The 17,708-nt window shown below is 46.2% G+C and carries 17 protein-coding genes; 5 read left to right on the plus strand and 12 right to left on the minus strand.

Features of this window, described 5'->3' with window-relative positions:
* Positions 1–41: 41 nt before the first annotated feature.
* The 6 genes from AB4Z30_RS13825 to AB4Z30_RS13850 all read right to left on the minus strand — a co-directional run bounded on the left by AB4Z30_RS13825 (position 42) and on the right by AB4Z30_RS13850 (position 4,827).
* Positions 42–536 (minus strand): hypothetical protein, encoded by a 495-nt coding sequence (locus AB4Z30_RS13825; protein WP_441927242.1) that lies wholly within the window; start codon positions 534–536, stop codon positions 42–44.
* A 160-nt stretch (positions 537–696) separates the two neighbouring features.
* Positions 697–1,773, minus strand: a complete 1,077-nt coding sequence (locus AB4Z30_RS13830; RefSeq protein WP_441927244.1) for a metal ABC transporter substrate-binding protein — start codon at positions 1,771–1,773, stop codon at positions 697–699.
* A gap of 23 nt (positions 1,774–1,796) precedes the next feature.
* The gene (locus AB4Z30_RS13835) at positions 1,797–2,675 is read right to left on the minus strand and encodes a metal ABC transporter permease (RefSeq protein WP_441927246.1); all 879 of its coding nucleotides are present in this window, start codon (positions 2,673–2,675) and stop codon (positions 1,797–1,799) included.
* Positions 2,621–3,328 (minus strand): metal ABC transporter ATP-binding protein, encoded by a 708-nt coding sequence (locus tag AB4Z30_RS13840; protein WP_441927248.1) that lies wholly within the window; start codon positions 3,326–3,328, stop codon positions 2,621–2,623. Before AB4Z30_RS13840 ends, AB4Z30_RS13835 begins: the two co-directional genes overlap by 55 nt.
* Positions 3,329–3,383: 55 nt before the next feature.
* On the minus strand, positions 3,384–3,533 hold the full coding sequence (gene rpmG, locus AB4Z30_RS13845) for a 50S ribosomal protein L33 (protein ID WP_036613813.1): 150 nt from the start codon (positions 3,531–3,533) through the stop codon (positions 3,384–3,386).
* 82 nt (positions 3,534–3,615) lie between these two features.
* Positions 3,616–4,827 carry a GTP-binding protein gene (locus tag AB4Z30_RS13850; protein WP_441927251.1) on the minus strand — a complete coding sequence of 404 codons (1,212 nt, stop codon included), beginning with the start codon at positions 4,825–4,827 and terminating at the stop codon, positions 3,616–3,618.
* A gap of 308 nt (positions 4,828–5,135) precedes the next feature.
* On the opposite strand from AB4Z30_RS13850, the gene AB4Z30_RS13855 reads away from it, so the two are divergent.
* From AB4Z30_RS13855 to AB4Z30_RS13870, 4 genes are all read left to right on the plus strand, one after another.
* Positions 5,136–6,221, plus strand: a complete 1,086-nt coding sequence (locus AB4Z30_RS13855; protein WP_441927253.1) for a permease — start codon at positions 5,136–5,138, stop codon at positions 6,219–6,221.
* A 201-nt stretch (positions 6,222–6,422) separates the two neighbouring features.
* Positions 6,423–7,451 carry a TIGR03943 family putative permease subunit gene (locus AB4Z30_RS13860; protein WP_441927255.1) on the plus strand — a complete coding sequence of 343 codons (1,029 nt, stop codon included), beginning with the start codon at positions 6,423–6,425 and terminating at the stop codon, positions 7,449–7,451.
* 217 nt (positions 7,452–7,668) lie between these two features.
* Positions 7,669–8,256 (plus strand): IS110 family transposase, encoded by a 588-nt coding sequence (locus AB4Z30_RS13865; RefSeq protein WP_441927257.1) that lies wholly within the window; start codon positions 7,669–7,671, stop codon positions 8,254–8,256.
* A complete protein-coding gene (locus tag AB4Z30_RS13870; RefSeq protein WP_441927569.1) occupies positions 8,154–8,795 on the plus strand; it encodes a transposase in 642 nt (213 codons plus the stop codon). Before AB4Z30_RS13865 ends, AB4Z30_RS13870 begins: the two co-directional genes overlap by 103 nt.
* Before the next feature lie 812 nt (positions 8,796–9,607).
* On the opposite strand, the gene AB4Z30_RS13875 is transcribed toward AB4Z30_RS13870, so the two are convergent.
* From AB4Z30_RS13875 to AB4Z30_RS13900, 6 genes are all read right to left on the minus strand, one after another.
* Complete coding sequence (locus tag AB4Z30_RS13875; RefSeq protein ID WP_441927259.1) at positions 9,608–10,909, minus strand: pyrimidine-nucleoside phosphorylase; 1,302 nt, start codon at positions 10,907–10,909, stop codon at positions 9,608–9,610.
* Positions 10,910–11,125: 216 nt separating this feature from the next.
* Positions 11,126–11,833, minus strand: coding sequence for a purine-nucleoside phosphorylase (deoD, locus tag AB4Z30_RS13880; RefSeq protein ID WP_056691414.1), 708 nt, complete (start codon positions 11,831–11,833; stop codon positions 11,126–11,128).
* A gap of 283 nt (positions 11,834–12,116) precedes the next feature.
* Entirely contained in the window at positions 12,117–13,295 is a 1,179-nt protein-coding gene (gene deoB / locus AB4Z30_RS13885; protein WP_441927262.1) for a phosphopentomutase, read from the minus strand.
* Between the two features lie 36 nt (positions 13,296–13,331).
* Positions 13,332–14,522, minus strand: a complete 1,191-nt coding sequence (locus tag AB4Z30_RS13890; RefSeq protein WP_441927264.1) for a NupC/NupG family nucleoside CNT transporter — start codon at positions 14,520–14,522, stop codon at positions 13,332–13,334.
* A gap of 224 nt (positions 14,523–14,746) precedes the next feature.
* On the minus strand, positions 14,747–15,394 hold the full coding sequence (deoC, locus tag AB4Z30_RS13895) for a deoxyribose-phosphate aldolase (protein ID WP_441927571.1): 648 nt from the start codon (positions 15,392–15,394) through the stop codon (positions 14,747–14,749).
* A gap of 307 nt (positions 15,395–15,701) precedes the next feature.
* Positions 15,702–16,640 (minus strand): sugar-binding transcriptional regulator, encoded by a 939-nt coding sequence (locus AB4Z30_RS13900; protein WP_441927573.1) that lies wholly within the window; start codon positions 16,638–16,640, stop codon positions 15,702–15,704.
* A gap of 342 nt (positions 16,641–16,982) precedes the next feature.
* Between AB4Z30_RS13900 and AB4Z30_RS13905 the strand changes: the two genes are divergently transcribed.
* Complete coding sequence (locus AB4Z30_RS13905; protein ID WP_441927266.1) at positions 16,983–17,609, plus strand: FMN-dependent NADH-azoreductase; 627 nt, start codon at positions 16,983–16,985, stop codon at positions 17,607–17,609.
* Positions 17,610–17,708: the final 99 nt, after the last annotated feature.

Below are 17,708 nucleotides of genomic sequence, written 5' to 3' on the forward strand. Positions count from 1 at the left end.
TCTGTTCAGACCTCCTTGCCTTCAACTAGCGAGCCTATCCATTATAGTACGTCGGGCTTCCCTGCTTCGTTTCGTCTTTTGAAATCAAGCGCGCACCGCTCCATCCACCAGCAGAAGCTGCGATTGTGCCCAATGAAAAAAGAAGATAGGTCATATCGCCCCCGCCCTTTCTCAAAAGTAACCAGAAGTCGATTTCGCATCCGCACAATGGCATCGTTCACGAACTGTTCGGCGGCTTTGCTGTGAATAAGCGTTACATACGCATATAGTGAATGATCGACAGGTTCATCCAGCGGACTAACCCCGGCACACGAAAACTCGGTCTGTACCCCCGCTTCCTGGAGCAGGCTCAATGTCCGAACCAGCTCTGTATCGACCTCTACCCCGTTCCAAATCACCGTCCGTTTGGGTAACACGGTTCGTTTGTCCCGTTCAGTCCAGTGCAGCAGTTCCTGTTTCCGTCTTCTCCACAGATGGACAGGCTGCTCACTTAACAGCACTTCCTGTTCCTCAAATTCTTCATGTACGTTCATCATGTTCCTCCTGATCTGCATATCCGATCGTCTCAAACGAAAGAGAGCACATCACTGTGCTCTCTGCTTCGCAAAAGGCAAAGGAATAAGTCACGTTCATTCCTCAGCATGTTGTTATATTGTACCTTTTTCGGTGAAAAGCATCAAATGCTCATGAAAGGTCCTATTCGTTCAATGCTAGCTTCAGCGCTTCCAGATTCTCTCTCATCACACTGATGTAGTCTTTGCCTGCCTTAACTTCATCTTCGGTTAGACCTTCGATAGGATTTAACACGGCTGTCTTGGCTCCAATCTCCTGAGCAATGGTCTCCGATACTTTAGATGAAACGAGTGTTTCGAAAAAGATCGTTTTTACTTTGTGTTCCTTGGCAAAATCAATGACAGATACCATCTGTGCCGCGGATGGTTCCTGTTCAGGAGACAACCCGGCAATGGGAACCTGCTGCAATCCATATTCCGCTGCCAGATATGCAAAAGCCGCGTGCTGTGTAATAAAGTCCTTACGTTTGCTGTCCTTCACAGCCGCCTTGAAGTCCTGATCCAGTGCTTCCAGCTTGGCGATATATGCATCGGCGTTTTGCTTGAACTGATCTGTATGCTGAGGTGCCGCTTTGGCAAGTCCGGCTTCAATGTTACGTACTTCCTTTATAGCGAGCGCTGGTGACAGCCACACGTGAGGATCAAGTCCGCCATGGTCGTGGTCATGCTCTTCACCTGCTGCGGCGTCATGGTCATGCTCGTGACCTTCCTTCGCAGAGGCGTCATCTGCGTGATCATGTTCTTCAGTGGTTGTTGCTTTGTCCGCATGATCGTGATGATGTTCTTCTTCTCCACCTTCACGAATGCTAATCCCTTGACTCGCTTCCACCTGTACAAGTTTACTATTGCTTAGGCTATCTTTGACCTGATCCATCCAAGACTCCATGCCTGCCCCGTTGTAGACGAGAACATCTGCTTTTTCAATGCTCGCGATGTCCTGAGGCGTTGGTTCCCAATCATGCGGCTCCATGGCTGGCGGAATAAGCGTATGTACATTGGCCAGATCACCTGCTACGTTTTTGGTGAATTCATACATCGGGTAAAAGCTGACCTCTACATTCAATTTTTGTTCTGAAGTCGCCGGAGTTGATGCAGCTGCGGCCTGATCTGAATTGGACGCCGTTGTCTTTTGACCGCAGCCTGTTGCAACGAGTGCCAAACTAAAAATAAGTCCCAGCGCGGAAGTTTTGCCAAATTTCATCGTATAATTTCCCCATTTCATCTTTATGTGTTACTTTTTGAATGAATATATAACGTTGCTGTCTGCTGTTGTTTTACTGCGCGATGACGTTTACGGTTGTATAGTGAAATCAGCTTTTTAGCCGATATTCCAGTCAACAGGAACAGTAACAGGATGAGTGCAATGGTTCCTCCCGGAGGTGTATTCCATTGATACGAAGCGGTGAGCCCGCTAAAAATGCCCGTCAATCCTGTAATGATAGCAATAACAATGGCTGCGGCAAAATTTCGTGCAACCCTCAAAGCTAATGCTGCCGGCAATACAATAAGTGCAGATACGAGTAGCACACCGACAATCGGCATCGCAGAGGCCACTGTCATTCCGGTTAGTATCGCAAAAGCAAATGATAAACCTTTCACCTGTACGCCTCCAATGGAGGCCGTCTCTTCATCAAATGCCAAATTATACAACGGTCTTCGCAAAACGAAAAAAAAGGTCAATCCAATCAAACAGACTCCTGCCATCATCCACAGCTGGATATTACTAACCGCGACAATGGAACCAAACAGATAAGAACTGAAGGTTTTGGAAAGATTCATTTTTAGACTCATTAATACAACAGCCAAAGCTAGACCAGAAGTCATAATGATTGCAACCGGCACCTCACTGTACGTCCGATAGCTTCGCCGTAGCTGTTCGACCAGCAGAGCACCAATGATTGCAACAGCGAAGCCGCTTAGAACCGGATTCAGGTTCATAATGGAACCTAAGGCGACTCCTGCGAGTGAAACGTGAGAAAGTGTATCAGCCATCAGTACCTGCCGTCTGAGCATCAGATATACACCCAGAATGGGTGCTATGAATCCGATTAGTCCTCCAGCCCAGAAAGCACGTTGCATGAATTCGTACTCAAACACTGCCATTCCTCACTTTCTTGTCTCTCCAAGGTGATCGTTCGATCCAGCCGGTTACCCACTTCTTCGAGACCGTGTGTAACCATGATGATGGTGAGTCCATGAACATCCGCATAGTGACGCATCAAGTCATAAAAGCCTTCTCTGCTGCGGCGATCCATACCGGTGGTGGGTTCATCGAGCACAAGAACTTCAGGCTGTCCAGCCAGGGCTCGTGCGATACAGATTCGCTGCTTCTGTCCACCCGAAAGCTCTCCTACGCGTGCATGGCGATATTCCCACATGCCGACCTCACGCAGGCTTCGTTCAACAATCGCTTCTTTGTCCAGAGTAAATCTCCGAAAAAGACCTAGCTTGTGATAACAACCGGATCGTACCAATTCGAGTACCGTGCTGGGAAAACCACTATTAAACGAGGCTACTTGCTGAGGTACGTAACCAATCTCCAGCTTTTTGCCTCGGAGTTGCTCTGTATTCATATGTACCGAACCGCTCCAGGGCTTCAAGAGCCCCAGAAGCAGTTTCAGCATGGTTGTCTTCGCAGAGCCATTCGGCCCCGTAATGCCTACAAATTCGCCCACATGAATATCCAGCGACAGCTGATCAATGACAGGCTCTTTACCATATCCAAATACGACATCACGCATGGAAGATAAAATCATGGGTTAACCTCTTTCCATTTTCGTAAATATTACGATTTAAAAAAATCAAAATTTTTTAACGTGTTTCCCGGTGAATCGTCATCTTTTTCAAACGAGGTGAATATTTCTTCATTTCCAGACGTTCTGGATGGTTACGCTTGTTCTTCGTTGTTGTATAGTTGCGATCTCCGCACTCCGTGCAGGCTAAAGTTACAATGACTCTCATGATGTTGCCTCCCTTTATCTATTCGTAATTATTACTATTTAATGATAGTAGCCTATGCCTTTTCTTTTGTCAACTTCTTCTCTTAGCTCCACTGTGGAAAAGGATCTTTCAGCTCCCGCCAGTTCATCTGCATCTCTTCATCCGTAAGCAATGTCTCGTCCAATGTTCGTTCAATGGCTCCACGATCCATATCGATCCCGATAAACACCAGCTTGGTTACCCGGTCACCCCACTCTTCATCCCAATCTGGAATAGCTGGAAGTGTGTCGCCAAAATGAAGATGTCGCTCCTCCTCACTCATCGCCCCTACCCATATTCCTGCGGGTGCAAGCTGTTTGGAAGTACCCGCATGGCTAAACGAAATAGCCATATGGTTACGTGTAGCCATCCACATCAACCCTTTGGAGCGAACGATACTTTCCGGCCACTTTGCAATCCAGCGCAGCAGGCGCTCGGGATGGAAAGGACGCTTGCGGTGGTATACAAACGAATGAATACCGTATTCCTCGGTCTCAGGCGTATGTTCCTCTTTCATTAATTCGCGGATCCAGCCCGCGGACTGGCTTGCTTTTTCAAAATCAAAACGTCCGGCATTCAAAATTTCTCTTGGATCAATCTGTCCGTGCGTCGTGCGAACCAGCTTGGCTTCAGGCTGCATCGCGTGCAGTGCCTTTTCCAGCTTCGACAGTTCTTCTTCGGACATTAGATCACATTTGTTCAGCACAAGAACGTCACAAAATTCAACCTGGTCGGTCAACAAATGCACAATGCCCCGTACGTCATCTTCTCCAGCTTCCTGTCCGCGATCCTTAAGTGTCTCTTTCGAATAAAAGTCTCGCCAAAACTGAGCAGCATCCACCACCGTTACCATCGTGTCCAAACGAGTGAATTGGGTCAGATCAATGCCGAGTTCCTCATCAATGTACGTAAAGGTCTGTGCTACAGGAACCGGTTCGCCAATGCCCGTGGATTCAATCAATATATAGTCGAACGAACCATCCAGCGCAAGTCGCTCCACCTCTTTTAACAAATCCTCACGAAGTGTGCAGCAGATGCACCCGTTTGACATCTCAACCAGCTTCTCATCAATCCGCGATAAACCGCCTCCGTCCCGTATCAATCCTGCATCAATATTGACTTCACTCAGATCGTTTACGATGACGGCCACACGCATGCCCTCCCGATTATGAAGCACATGGTTTAGCAATGTCGTCTTACCTGCTCCGAGATAACCGCTAAGAACCGTAACTGGCACTCGATTTTGATTTTGTTGTTGTTCATCTGTTACTGACATTTGTTACTTCCTCCACTTCTTATCGTTAAGTTAAGTGATCCATCAGAGTTTTCGGGATATTTAGATGAAAAATAGAGATGATGGCTGATGTACTTCTGTTGATTTAGTTATATGGGTGATGCATTTAATCGTAATTATTACTATTAAACACATTGAGAACTATACCTTACTGCTCCTTAGCTTGTCAACTGCACACTTGGTAATGAACAAATTAATCGTAATTTCACTGATTAGCTGAATGAATCGATGTATGTTGCAGCAAGTACAAGCATATAATCTAGCAAAGTTCTAGTAACGGAGGTCTCTTCATGAGAATCGCAGCTAGTTTAAAACTTCTCACTTTCTTGGTACCTTGTGCCTTTCTGGTTCCGGTTATTATTGCTTTTGTACCGGATCTGAACAAGGTCTGGAATAGCGAAGCGTTGCAAAATATAAAAACGGTATTTGTCAGCATTTTTCTGGAAGCCGCCCCCTTCCTGCTTATGGGTGTTTTCCTGTCCTCTCTGATGCAATGGTTCGTATCGGAAGAGATGGTGCGAAGACTGACCCCCAAACATCCGGTTGGCGGCGTGCTTGTGGCGGGTCTGCTCGGCATTATTTTTCCTATCTGCGAATGCGGAATGATTCCGGTTGTACGGCGGCTTATGCATAAAGGCATGCCTGCATACATTGCGGTGACGTTTATTTTAAGCGGCCCTGTCGTCAATCCGATTGTATTTACCGCAACTCTACTGGCATTTCCTAGTCATCCAGAGATCACCATCGCTCGTATGGTGTTGGCTTTTGCTGTGGCGGCTGCCGTTGGCGGGCTTGTATATGTTTTTGTGAAATGTAACCCTCTGCGCATACCCAAAGCGGTCGTGAGCGAAGTAAAAACACACCCTGGATTCAAAATGGCTTCCTCACCTCATTCCCATAAATCGACACATACACATTCAGATGTTCACGCTCACTCGCATGGTGGCACCCTTGACCATCATCACTCTCATAAGAAGGACTGGCGTAGCTTTTTCATCCATGCTGGTGACGAGTTCGTGGATATGAGCAAATATTTAGTAATTGGTGCGTTGATTACAGCGTGCATTCAAACGTTTGTCAGCCGGAGTGATCTGATTGCGCTCGGTAACGGGCCGGTTGCGTCGTATGTATTTATGATGGGGTTTGCTTATGTCTTGTCCTTGTGTTCTACTTCGGATGCTTTTGTTGCTTCGGCTTTTTCACATACGTTTGCTCTAGGCCCACTAATTTCATTCCTTGTTCTCGGTCCGATGCTGGATTTCAAAAGCACGCTGATGTTGCTCTCCACCTTCCGCACCCGCTTTGTCATTGGTTTAAGTCTGGCGATTATTGTTCTTGTCTTTGCAGGATCGTGGCTGGTCAACATCTTAGGGTGAAGATGGTAAAGGCAAACGCTCCGCTTCTTCATTTGTTTCGGACTTTCCGTTATTGAGCAAATCAATGTTCAACTTCTATATCAAACTAATGAGTATTGGAAAGATCGATGATAATGAAAAGTGCATTCAATTAATTCCGTTACTGATTAATGCTATTAATGATTAATGGTGTTAACTATTTTTCCGGCAGAGGTTTCATGAATGTTGAATGATTTACATGAGAAAGGAGTGAAGGACATAAATCATGCCATAGACAAGAGTTTTTTGGCAAAACGAACCTCCATTCAGTGGCATCCCCTCATTCGTGCAGGCTGGATCGGCTCTTTGGCTGTATATATTATGCACCTTGAATCGAGCAACTCCCTCCATTATTATCTGGCTCCCACGATGAAAAAGATGCTTCTCGGTTGTGCAGTTCCACTCCTGTTTATAGCTGTAATTATGGTTTGGCATGCTCTTTTTGGTCGAAATGAATTCGACTGCGGTTGTGAGCATCCTCCTCCTTCTTCGGGGATTTTCCGCAGCTCAATGGTCTATGGTTTGATTGCTTTGCCATTATTACTTGGCTTTTTGCTCCCAGATCAAGCTTTGGGCAGTTCGATGGCCAGTCAGAAAGGCATGTCCCTAACTTATGCTCCGCCTGAAATAAGGCGTAAAGAACCGTTACCAGATGCGGCTGCTAAGCTGAGTGTACAAGATTATACAGTCACGCAAGGTACAAAACAGAAAAATGACAAGTTATCCGAAGTATCTGCCAGTGTGCAGTTTGTGCCGCCGGATGAATACAGCCGCGAATTCGCGGAGCTGGCAGAAAAATTATACGTAGAACCTGTCATTCAGGTGTATCCCGAGATATTCTCGGAAACCCTAGGCGCCATTGATATGTTCCAGCGCCAATTCACAGGCAAAGAGATTATGTTGACCGGATTTGTTTACCGGGATGATGACATGCAGCATTCATCTCATTTTGCATTAGGACGTTTCCTTGTGATGTGCTGTCCAGCAGATGCGGCTCCTTTCGGCGTGATGATTCATATTCCAGATGCCAACAAATTTGAGAAGGACAGTTGGGTACAAATTCGTGGTACCATTGGCTCTGCTCAAATCGACGGTAAAGATATGATGGAAATTCAGGCAACGTCCGTAACTCCAATCAATCAGCCAGCTTCTCCATACATTTACACGAGTGCTGATTCCGTTAAGGCATATGATAAGATCGTAAGTAAGTAGGTAGGTAGGCGAGTATGTAGTAGTGAGTGAGATAGAAGAAGTAGAATATCATCGAGTTGAAAAATTCACGAAAAGGGTCGCCAACACTCCCTTCTTATTTCTAGCTATGATGAACGTAAACAAGGATAGCCCCCACATATTGCTGAGCATCGTAGGTTAAAATGGAAAGTGTCAAGACCACCATTTCAGAGCTACACAGCAAAGGAGAGCTATCACTATGCAGTCTACCACAAAATTCATCGGTTTAGATGTGTCTAAAGAAAAAATTTCAGTTGCCATCGCAGATGAAGGACAGGCCAAGCCTCGGTATTACGGTTCCATTGCGCATTCGCCTGCCGCTTTACGTAAACTCATTAAAGAGCTTGGACCTGCAAATACCTTGTCCTTCTGCTATGAGGCCGGGCCGACAGGCTATGAAACCCACCGCTGGATTGAATCTATGGGTGCACATTGTGTGGTCATCGCTCCTTCCCTCATCCCCAAACGTGCAGGAGACCGGGTGAAAACAGACCGACGCGACGCAGAGCAACTCGCACGTTTGTTCCGTGCTGGCGAGCTCACGTCGATTTACATTCCCGCCCCCGAGGATGAGGCGCTGCGCGAATTAGTTCGTGCACGCGAAACGGCGAGAGGAGATGTCCACCGGGCTCGTCAGCGTGTGCTCAAGTTTTACTTCGCCACCAGATCCATCCGCCGGAACACATCAAACGTCGTTGGACGAAGAAATATCGGGCATGGCTGGGCACACTCTTTTTTTCGCAAGCTTCCATGCAAACGGCATTCACCGAGTACCTTCATACCTTGAATGAGATCGAGCAGCGGATCGGTCGATTGGAAAAAGCGCTTATTGAAGAAGCGGCGACCCATCCCAAAGCAGAAATGATTCGGATTTTACAGTCTCTTCGCGGCATTGGCTTTCTGACGGCCGTTTCACTGGTTTCGGAAATCGGTTCGTTTGCGCGGTTTTCTTCCCCAGCGAAGCTCATGGCCTACTTGGGCCTCGTTCCCCGTGAGCATTCGTCTGGAGCCAGCACCAAACGGGGCTCTCTGACCAAAGCGGGGAATGGACGCCTGCGTCGAACGCTGATTGAATCGTCCTGGAGTTACCGTCACCGACCTGTGGTGAAAGGGGACCTCGCCTGCCGTCTGGAAGGTCTGCCCGCCGATGTGCAGGACATTTCATGGAGAGCACAGGTCAGGTTACACAACAAATTTCGGCGTTTGATTTATAAAAAACACAAGCAACCCAATGTGGCGATTGCCGCCGTAGCACGAGAACTGACCGGTTTTATCTGGGCGGTTGCGCAAACCGTGGAACAGCCGAACGCCAAGTTGGTGGTTTAGCACTCGCTCGAGACGCTCGTCGCAAGGGGAAAGGGTACAATCCGGAGCTTTAAGCCCGGGGGTTCATGGAAAGGTTCGGGAGAGAATCCACGAAGATCGTTTGCACCAGGCCCGTTAGCGGCTGGACGTGCGTTTCTAGCTTGTAGAAGCTCTCCTTGACGAAGGATAACATGTGGTAACCAACCCACGGATAGCAGCGTGCCAACCGTCGCTCGCATATGGACCCCCGCGCTTAGAGCTTAGGCAAAATCACAGCATTTTTGTGTTGAGCTTGACTAAAACGTTCATAGCAACGATCTCAGATGAGCTTATTTTGTTGAAAACACTAGAAAAATGCACTACTTCACCTTAAATTTCTGAAATAAGGTTTCCTGTGATCGTTAGAAAATAAAGTGGCCCGATTTAACCAAAATAGCGTTTCTGGTGATCGTTAGAATTTCCAGACCTCCTCGGAGCGGCACTCTCTGCTAGGAAAATAGTTGCGTAATATAGTTGTTTAATATTGTTGTTTAATAATAACTTAGTAACTAACTCACTCAAGTGAATCAAATGTAGACACTGCTTATTTCAGTGGTGAAGTGAAAAAGCTTTAAATTCACAAAAAAAGACGGGCAGATTATATCTGCTCCGTCTTCTTTGTTATCTTATGTTCACCTGTTGTTTACAATTGAATATTTACAACTGTATGTCCGCAAGGGTGTTACGGCAGTTTTGTAGTAGTCTAGCGGACTACAGGCAGCAGGAAAGTCACAAGTGCACCGTCAACCTGCATTTCTATCCCGCTTATTTACCTTATTTATCTTATATTTCTGTTACTCCGTTACGATATCATGAACCAAAACAGGTGCATCGGCATGATCCGCAATCGTAATGTTTTCCTTGATTATCGCAATTACTGCATCAACGTCTTCACGATTCGCATGGATGGTTACTAAAGATTCGCCAGCTTTCACCGGGTCGCCTACTTTTTTGTTGAGCATCAAACCAACCGCCAGATCGATCTCGGACTCTTTCGTAGCACGACCAGCACCAAGCAGCATCGCCGCTGTTCCGATCTCATCTGCAACAATTCCAGCTACATAGCCGTCGCGATCTGCTGGTACCTCGATCAGATATTGCGCTTGTGGCAAGCGCTCTGGGTGATCCACCACGGAAGCATCTCCGCCTTGGTTCGCCAAGAAATGTTTGAATTTCTCCAGCGCTTTACCGTTCTGGATCACTTCTCTGAGTTTTTCTTCCGCTTGCTCCAGTGAATCTGCTTTACCTGCGAGGAACACCATTTGACGTCCCAGTGCCAGGCATAGTTCTTCCAGATCTTTCGGACCTTTACCTTGCAGCGTAAGAATCGCTTCTTTGACTTCCAGAGCGTTACCGATGGCGAGTCCTAGTGGTTGGGACATGTCGGAGATAACCGCCATGGTTTTACGTCCTACATTGTTACCAATGCTAACCATGGCGTGTGCCAACTCTTTAGCATCTTCTGTTGTTTTCATAAACGCGCCTGCGCCTGTTTTTACGTCCAGGACGATCGCATCTGCGCCTGCTGCGATCTTTTTGCTCATGATGGAGCTTGCGATCAATGGGATTGAGTTTACCGTTGCCGTTACGTCACGCAGCGCATACAGCTTTTTGTCCGCAGGCGTGAGGTTGCCGCTTTGGCCGATAACCGCTACCTTGTGCTCGTTTACAAGACGGATAAACTCTTCTTTTTCCAACTCAACGTGGAACCCTGCAACAGATTCCAGCTTGTCCGTCGTACCGCCAGTGTGTCCCAAACCACGTCCGGACATCTTCGCTACAGGTACATCGAGTGCAGCTACGAGTGGCGCAAGTACCAAGGTAGTTGTGTCACCCACACCGCCGGTGGAGTGTTTATCTACTTTGATTCCTTCAATGGCAGACAGGTCGATCGTTTCGCCAGAGTTTACCATCGACATGGTCAGATCTGCACGTTCCTTATCCGTCATATCCTTGAAAAAGACAGCCATCGCCCATGCGCTAACTTGATAATCCGGAATTTCCCCTTGTGTATATCCTTGAACCACGAAATCAATCTCCGCTGTTGTCAATTCTTTTCCGTCACGTTTTTTGGCAATTATGTCGACCATTCTCATGATAATCTCTCCTTGTGTAAAATGAATTGATTGTACAGCACACGTGTTGAGCGGAGGCGTTCCGGACCCGGATCGTTCTTTCGAGCGCTGTTGTCTCCAAATTTTTCAGAATCACCATATCCATGGTTACAATTCGGAGACAAAGGCGCACCCTTCGCTTCTTCAGAATCGATTCCGGTTCCTTCACTCCATGCTTCAACACCAGTTTCGATAGGTTTACAGTGTAATTGCTGTATCCAATGCCACAACCATCATGTCGTTAAATGTTTTTTGGCGCTCTTCAGCTGACGTTTCTTCACCAGTCAGCAAGTGGTCACTTACGGTCAGGATTGTCAAAGCGTTCACACCGAACTTCGCAGCAATGGTGTACAGTGCTGTTGTTTCCATCTCTACGCCAAGCACGCCGTGTTTCATCAATTTTTCTGTCACCGAACGGTCATCACGATAGAAAGAATCAGAGCTGAACACGTTACCGACATGAATCTTCATGCCTTTTGCTGTAGCACGGTCGTAAGCTTCCTTCAACAATGAGAAGGTTGCGATTGGTGAGAAATCATATCCACCGAAAACATGTTTGTTCATACTGGAGTCCGTACAAGCTGCTTGTGCAAGAATCACATCACGCACACGTACATGCTCCTGCATTCCTCCGCAAGTACCCACACGAATCAGGTTTTTCACGCCATATTCGCTGATCAGCTCATTTGCATAGATTGCAAAGGATGGAATCCCCATACCCGAACCTTGCACCGAAATCCGGTGACCTTGATATGTACCTGTGAAACCGAGCATACCACGAACTTCGTTGTAACATACAACGTCTTCCAGATACGTGTCAGCAATATATTTCGCGCGAAGTGGATCTCCTGGCAATAGGATCGTTTCTGCGATATCTCCTGGTTTTGCTCCGATATGTGTACTCATGTGTAATCTCCTCCGATATTGATCATATTTAATACGTTTAAATGACCTTGAGTTCTTGATGTCGAGTCTTGTTGATGTCAGTTTTTGTTCATTCAAGTCATGTTAGAGCAGCTTATGTCACTCAGATGTCCCAGGCCATTACTTCAAGTTCAGCATCATGGCACAGTGCTTCGTATCTTGGCAGAGCTGGCACGTTCAGGATCAATGCAGCCATCTAAGATACCCTCTCTGCCCAAGATACTATTTAAAATGCTTGTTTATTAAATCCGCAGCTAAAAGCGGTTTACTTCAACTCATTCAAGAAGCTTTTGCCGTACTCTGGCAGTTTCACGCCAAAGTTATCAGCTACCGTAGCACCAAGATCGGCAAACGTGCTACGCAATTCAAGCTTTTTACCCTCGCTGAAACGCGGGGAGTATGCGAGCAGTGGTACATATTCACGCGTATGATCTGTGCCGCGGTAGGTTGGATCGTTACCATGGTCGGCTGTAATCAACAGCAGATCATCGTTTGTCATTTTTGCAAAAATCTCTGGCAAACGCGCATCATAATCTTCAAGAGCTTGCGCATAACCTTGCGGATCACGGCGGTGACCGTATAATGCATCAAAATCAACCAGGTTCAGGAAGCTGAGTCCAGTAAACTCTTCGTCCAGTGTTTCAGACAACTTGTCCATGCCATCCATATTGGAAACCGTACGAACAGACTTCGTTACCCCCTCACCATCGTAAATATCCGCGATTTTACCTAACGCAATCACATCCAAACCGCCATCTTTCAACTCATTCATTACGGTGCGGCCAAATGGCTTGAGCGCATAGTCGTGACGGTTCGCAGTACGTTTCCAGTTACCTGCTTCACCTACGAACGGACGGGCAATAATGCGTCCCAGCATATACGGATCTTCGAGCGTGATTTCACGGCAGAATTCACAGATCTCATACAGTTCTTTCAAAGGAACAACTTCCTCATGTGCTGCAATTTGCAGGACAGAGTCAGCCGACGTGTAAACGATCAGCGCGCCTGTTTTCACATGCTCCGCACCCAGTTCATCCAAAATTTCTGTGCCGCTGGCTGGTTTGTTACCGATCACCTTACGCCCTGTCTTCTCTTCGATGCGCTGAATCAGCTCATCCGGGAAGCCGTTCTCGAACACACGGAAAGGTGTATCAATGTAAAGGCCCATGATCTCCCAGTGACCTGTCATCGTGTCTTTACCACGGGAAGCTTCCTGCATCTTGGTGTAGTATGCTTTAGGTTTATCCGCAACAGGGATACCCTGGATTTGTTCAATGTTGGACAGTCCTAGACTTGCCATATTAGGCATGTTCAGACCTCCACGTTCACGTGCAATATGACCCAACGTATCTACGTCAAAGTCATCAAATTCTGCTGAATCCGGCGCTTCACCGATCCCTACAGAATCCATAACGATCAGATGTACTCTTTTAAATGTTGACATAACTTAAGCACTCCTTCCAGCTTCCAATAATCCGACTTACAAAAACAGTCCAGTGATGATCGCGGACAGCACGCTGACCAGCGATGCACCGTAAAGCAGCTTCAGACCGAAGCGGGCCACCACATTGCCCTGTTTCTCATGAAGTCCCTTCACTGCACCGGCAATAATACCGATGGAGGAGAAGTTGGCGAAGGATACGAGGAAGACGGATACAATACCCGTTGTTCTGGCAGACAATGCGGTCTGTTTGCTCAGATCCAGCATCGCTACGAATTCGTTGGACACCATTTTGGTAGCCATGATACTTCCCGCCTGAATCGCTTCTTTCCAAGGGACACCCATAATAAAGGCAAAAGGTGCAAACACATAACCAAGCAGTTCCTGGAACGAAATACCGATCACTGAGCTGAATATTCCGTTAATCAAGGCGATCAGGGCAACAAAACCAATCAGCATCGCTGCTACAATAATAGCGACCTTGAAACCATCCAGAATGTACTCACCCAGCATTTCGAAGAACGATTGTTTCTCTTCTTCCTGCACTTCCAATATATCTTCTTCATCTGTAACCCGATACGGATTCACAATGGAAGCAATGATAAAGCCACCAAAAAGGTTAAGCACCAGCGCTGTCACCACATATTTCGGATCAATCATCGACATATAGGCACCGACAATGGACATCGATACCGTGGACATGGCTGAGGCACACAAGGTGTAAAGCCGATGTTTCGGCAATAAACCAATTTGTTTTTTCACAGATATGAACACTTCAGATTGCCCCAAAATGGCCGAAGCAACCGCGTTATATGATTCCAGTTTGCCCATTCCGTTGACTTTGCTTAATACCAGACCAATATATTTTATAACAAAAGGTAAGATTCGGATATACTGCAATATCCCAATCAAGGCAGAGATGACCACAATCGGCATGAGTACGTTGAGGAAGAAAGGAACTCCTTTATTGGCATCCTCAACTAAAGTTAATCCACCAAAGACAAAGGCAATCCCTTCATTCGCGTACTCAAGCAAGCTTTTAAATATGGTAGCAAATCCGCCAATCAACCAGGTTCCAATTCCTGTATTCAGCAAAGCGTAGGCCAGGACTATCTGTAAAACAATCATTACCGCAAGCGGCCGATATCGAATCTGTTTCTTGCCGTTACTGGCGATATAAGCCAGTCCAAAAACAACAAGTAACCCAAGAATGGCAATAAGGTATTTCATGTGATCTCTCCTTTGAAGGTCGTTAATCCCGTTGTATAAACAGCTCAAAGGGCATTGAATCTTACATTTAAACGTTTGGGATCATGTAATTTTCAGAAACATTTTTAAAGCGCTTACAAATCAGATTTAAAAATAAATAATACAACAAATAGCAGCTTATAGTACGTGTAAAAAATACCTGAACCCTGTCATCCTTTCAACAAGGTTCAGGAGAATAACTTATTTTAGTAAGAAGAAGTGGACTCGCCGCCTTGCATAATTTTCACGCCAGAGCTTGCTCCGATCCGTGTCGCACCCGCTTCAATCATTTTCTGCATATCTTCCAGACTGCGTACGCCGCCAGAAGCTTTGACACCCACGTCTGGACCAACAGTACGGCGCATCAGTGCGATATCTTCAGGCGTAGCTCCACCTGTAGAGAAACCAGTTGATGTTTTCACAAAATCTGCCCCTGCTCTGACAGCCGCTTGACAAGCGCGTACTTTTTCATCATCTGTCAACAGACAAGTTTCGATAATTACTTTCACCAATGTGCCTGCTGCTGCTTCAACAACAGCACGAATGTCCTGCTCTACAACATCATCTTTTCCGTCTTTCAGGGCGCCAATATTGATGACCATATCCACTTCCGTCGCACCTTTAGCAATGGCATCTTTCGTTTCAAATGCTTTTGTTTCGGAAGTTGATGCACCCAGAGGGAAACCAATTACTGTACAGATATCTACGCCAGTGCCTTGAAGTTGCTCTGCAGCGTAAGATACCCAGCCTGGATTCACACATACAGATGCAAATTTGTACTGCTTCGCTTCTTCCRTCAGCTTGGTAAGCTCGTTACGAGTTGCGTCTGCACGAAGCAACGTGTGGTCGATCATTTTGGCTAATTGTTGTGTAGTCAATTGAAATCTCTCCCTTAACTGAACTGGTGAACTTATATCCTTACACTATCATGAACATATGTAAAAATCAACTTGAACATTCGTTCATTCGTCATTTGTGGATCGAAAGGTGAACTTTCTGTTACGCCAGAGGAAATATGGCTTCTTTCATGTTTATTTTCCGCCTTACATAGTAAAACATCCGCCCCGATGTCATGGCAGATGTTGTCACTGTTGAACTTAATATGAAGTTGGGCAAGTGACAAGGATAGCAGCCACATGTGTAACTCCTCTTTACGCTTACCTATAGACGAAGCAATGCCTGCGCTGTGTATTGATCCGTAACTAGAATGTTGGCATATTGGCCTTTCAGAGCCGCATGGATCGCTTCGATTTTGCGAGCACCACCAGCAACGAGAATAGATTTCTCCTTATTTCTTAATTCAGCCAAATCAATCCCGACCGTCCTGCTGTTAATTTCCTCACTGATCAAGTGCCCTTCCTCATCAAAAAAACGTGAACAAATGTCCCCCGCTCCAGACTTCATGAGAAGCTCCTGCTCTTGTTCATTAAAATATCCCAGTTTGAACAGAAGTGCATCCTCTTTCACGGTTCCAACCGTAAATATCGCGATGTTTGCCTGTCTTCCCAGCTCTACAATGCGTCCGATATGACGGTCGGCCTCGACCATTTTTTTCACTTCAATATTATCGAAGATCACCGGAAGCGGCAAATACCTTGGAACTGTGTGAAAAGCCTCTGCAAACAAATGTACAATATCCGCTGCATATGTGTTCACATGGGAGTGGCTTACGCCCCCTTTTAGCTGTACCACTTCTACACCTTTCACCTGCTTTGGCCTAAGTTGACGTGCGACCGCATGCATTGTTGTTCCCCATGTCACACCTATAATATCAGCATCCTGCACAGTGTCCTGCAAATAGTCCGCAGCTCTCTTGCTTATATGCTTCTGAATTTCCTCATCACTCTTCAAAGGTGCAAAACATACGAGTGCCGTCTCCAGGTTGTATTTGGCTCTCAGTTCCCCGCCGATGATATCAATATCCTCCAGYGGATCCATGATTTCAATACGCACGTACCCTCGGTCTTTGGCATACTGAAGAAGCCTCGATACGGTAGGACGAGATACGCCCAGTCTTGAGGCAATATCCTGCTGGCTGTAATCGGACTGATAATACAATTTCGCCGCTTCAATGCTTAAACGCTGTTTCTCCAAGTCCATTCCCATGTGCATTCATCTCACTCATCTTATTATCGTTGGAAAATCAAATATAACGTTTAATCTTAATTTCTGGTACATAGCTGGCTGAACTTGTACGCACAAGGCTCATTCCGCTAGAATACTTGTCCTTATATATTATACATATATTAAAGTTTCCACCACTATATTTTGCCAAAAGTCAGAATACATACTCCTTCACTGTCTCAATGACTAACTTCCCCCTCTTTTACCCGAAATTACGAATAAAAAAAAGTAATGCACGTCATACTACTCCAGTCACTGGAACTGTTTCGAGAAAATAAACTCAAAATTCTAACCACATCGAAAGTGAGGACATAAGTTATGACTACTTTATTGTATATTACTGCCCATCCCCATGATCATCAAACCTCGTTCAGTATGGCTGCCGGCAAAGCGTTTATTGATGCATACAAAGARAGTCATGCCTCTGACGAAGTCATTCATCTGGATCTGTACCGTTCCGATATTCCACATATCGATGCGGATGTATTCAGTGGATGGGGCAAGCTGCAAGCTGGAAGCGACCTGAGTCCTGAAGAACAGTCCAAAGTGCAACGCCTAAATGAACTATCTGACCAGTTCGCGAGTGCGGATAAATATGTATTTGTTTCACCACTGTGGAACTTCTCCTTCCCTCCTGTACTAAAAGCTTATATCGACTCCATCTGTGTAGCTGGCAAAACGTTCCGATATACGGAGCAGGGCCCTGTAGGACTTCTGACGGATAAAAAGGCACTGCATATTCAAGCGCGCGGCGGTATCTACTCGGAAGGACCTGCGGCTCAGATGGAATCGGGACATCGTTATTTGGGCATTATCATGTCATTCCTGGGCGTGCCGAAGCTGGATGGTATCTTTGTCGAAGGGCATAACCAATTCAAAGATCGCGCCGAGGAGATTAAACAAAAAGGCATTGAAGAAGCACAGCGTTTTGCCAAACAATTCTAAGGTGCTTCAATCCAAACTGCCTAACTGTCTTATAAGGAACTCAATTTGTTAATCGACTGTTAAGCAATAAATAAAACCCGCAACCCAGCCCTTGGAGTA

It is taken from the genome of Paenibacillus sp. 2TAF8 (assembly GCF_052114825.1).
Classification (GTDB): domain Bacteria; phylum Bacillota; class Bacilli; order Paenibacillales; family Paenibacillaceae; genus Paenibacillus.

Bases quoted from the DNA above. Each gene is read 5' to 3' on its own strand.
- AB4Z30_RS13890 (WP_441927264.1), bottom strand. From the start codon at position 14,522: ATGAAATACCTTATTGCCATTCTTGGGTTACTTGTTGTTTTTGGACTG.
- rpmG (WP_036613813.1), bottom strand. From the start codon at position 3,533: ATGAGAGTCATTGTAACTTTAGCCTGCACGGAGTGCGGAGATCGCAAC.
- deoB (WP_441927262.1), bottom strand. From the start codon at position 13,295: ATGTCAACATTTAAAAGAGTACATCTGATCGTTATGGATTCTGTAGGG.
- AB4Z30_RS13875 (WP_441927259.1), bottom strand. From the start codon at position 10,909: ATGAGAATGGTCGACATAATTGCCAAAAAACGTGACGGAAAAGAATTG.
- AB4Z30_RS13825 (WP_441927242.1), bottom strand. From the start codon at position 536: ATGATGAACGTACATGAAGAATTTGAGGAACAGGAAGTGCTGTTAAGT.
- AB4Z30_RS13830 (WP_441927244.1), bottom strand. From the start codon at position 1,773: ATGAAATTTGGCAAAACTTCCGCGCTGGGACTTATTTTTAGTTTGGCA.
- AB4Z30_RS13835 (WP_441927246.1), bottom strand. From the start codon at position 2,675: ATGGCAGTGTTTGAGTACGAATTCATGCAACGTGCTTTCTGGGCTGGA.
- deoD (WP_056691414.1), bottom strand. From the start codon at position 11,833: ATGAGTACACATATCGGAGCAAAACCAGGAGATATCGCAGAAACGATC.
- AB4Z30_RS13865 (WP_441927257.1), top strand. From the start codon at position 7,669: ATGCAGTCTACCACAAAATTCATCGGTTTAGATGTGTCTAAAGAAAAA.
- AB4Z30_RS13860 (WP_441927255.1), top strand. From the start codon at position 6,423: ATGTTGAATGATTTACATGAGAAAGGAGTGAAGGACATAAATCATGCC.
- AB4Z30_RS13850 (WP_441927251.1), bottom strand. From the start codon at position 4,827: ATGTCAGTAACAGATGAACAACAACAAAATCAAAATCGAGTGCCAGTT.
- AB4Z30_RS13840 (WP_441927248.1), bottom strand. From the start codon at position 3,328: ATGATTTTATCTTCCATGCGTGATGTCGTATTTGGATATGGTAAAGAG.
- AB4Z30_RS13855 (WP_441927253.1), top strand. From the start codon at position 5,136: ATGAGAATCGCAGCTAGTTTAAAACTTCTCACTTTCTTGGTACCTTGT.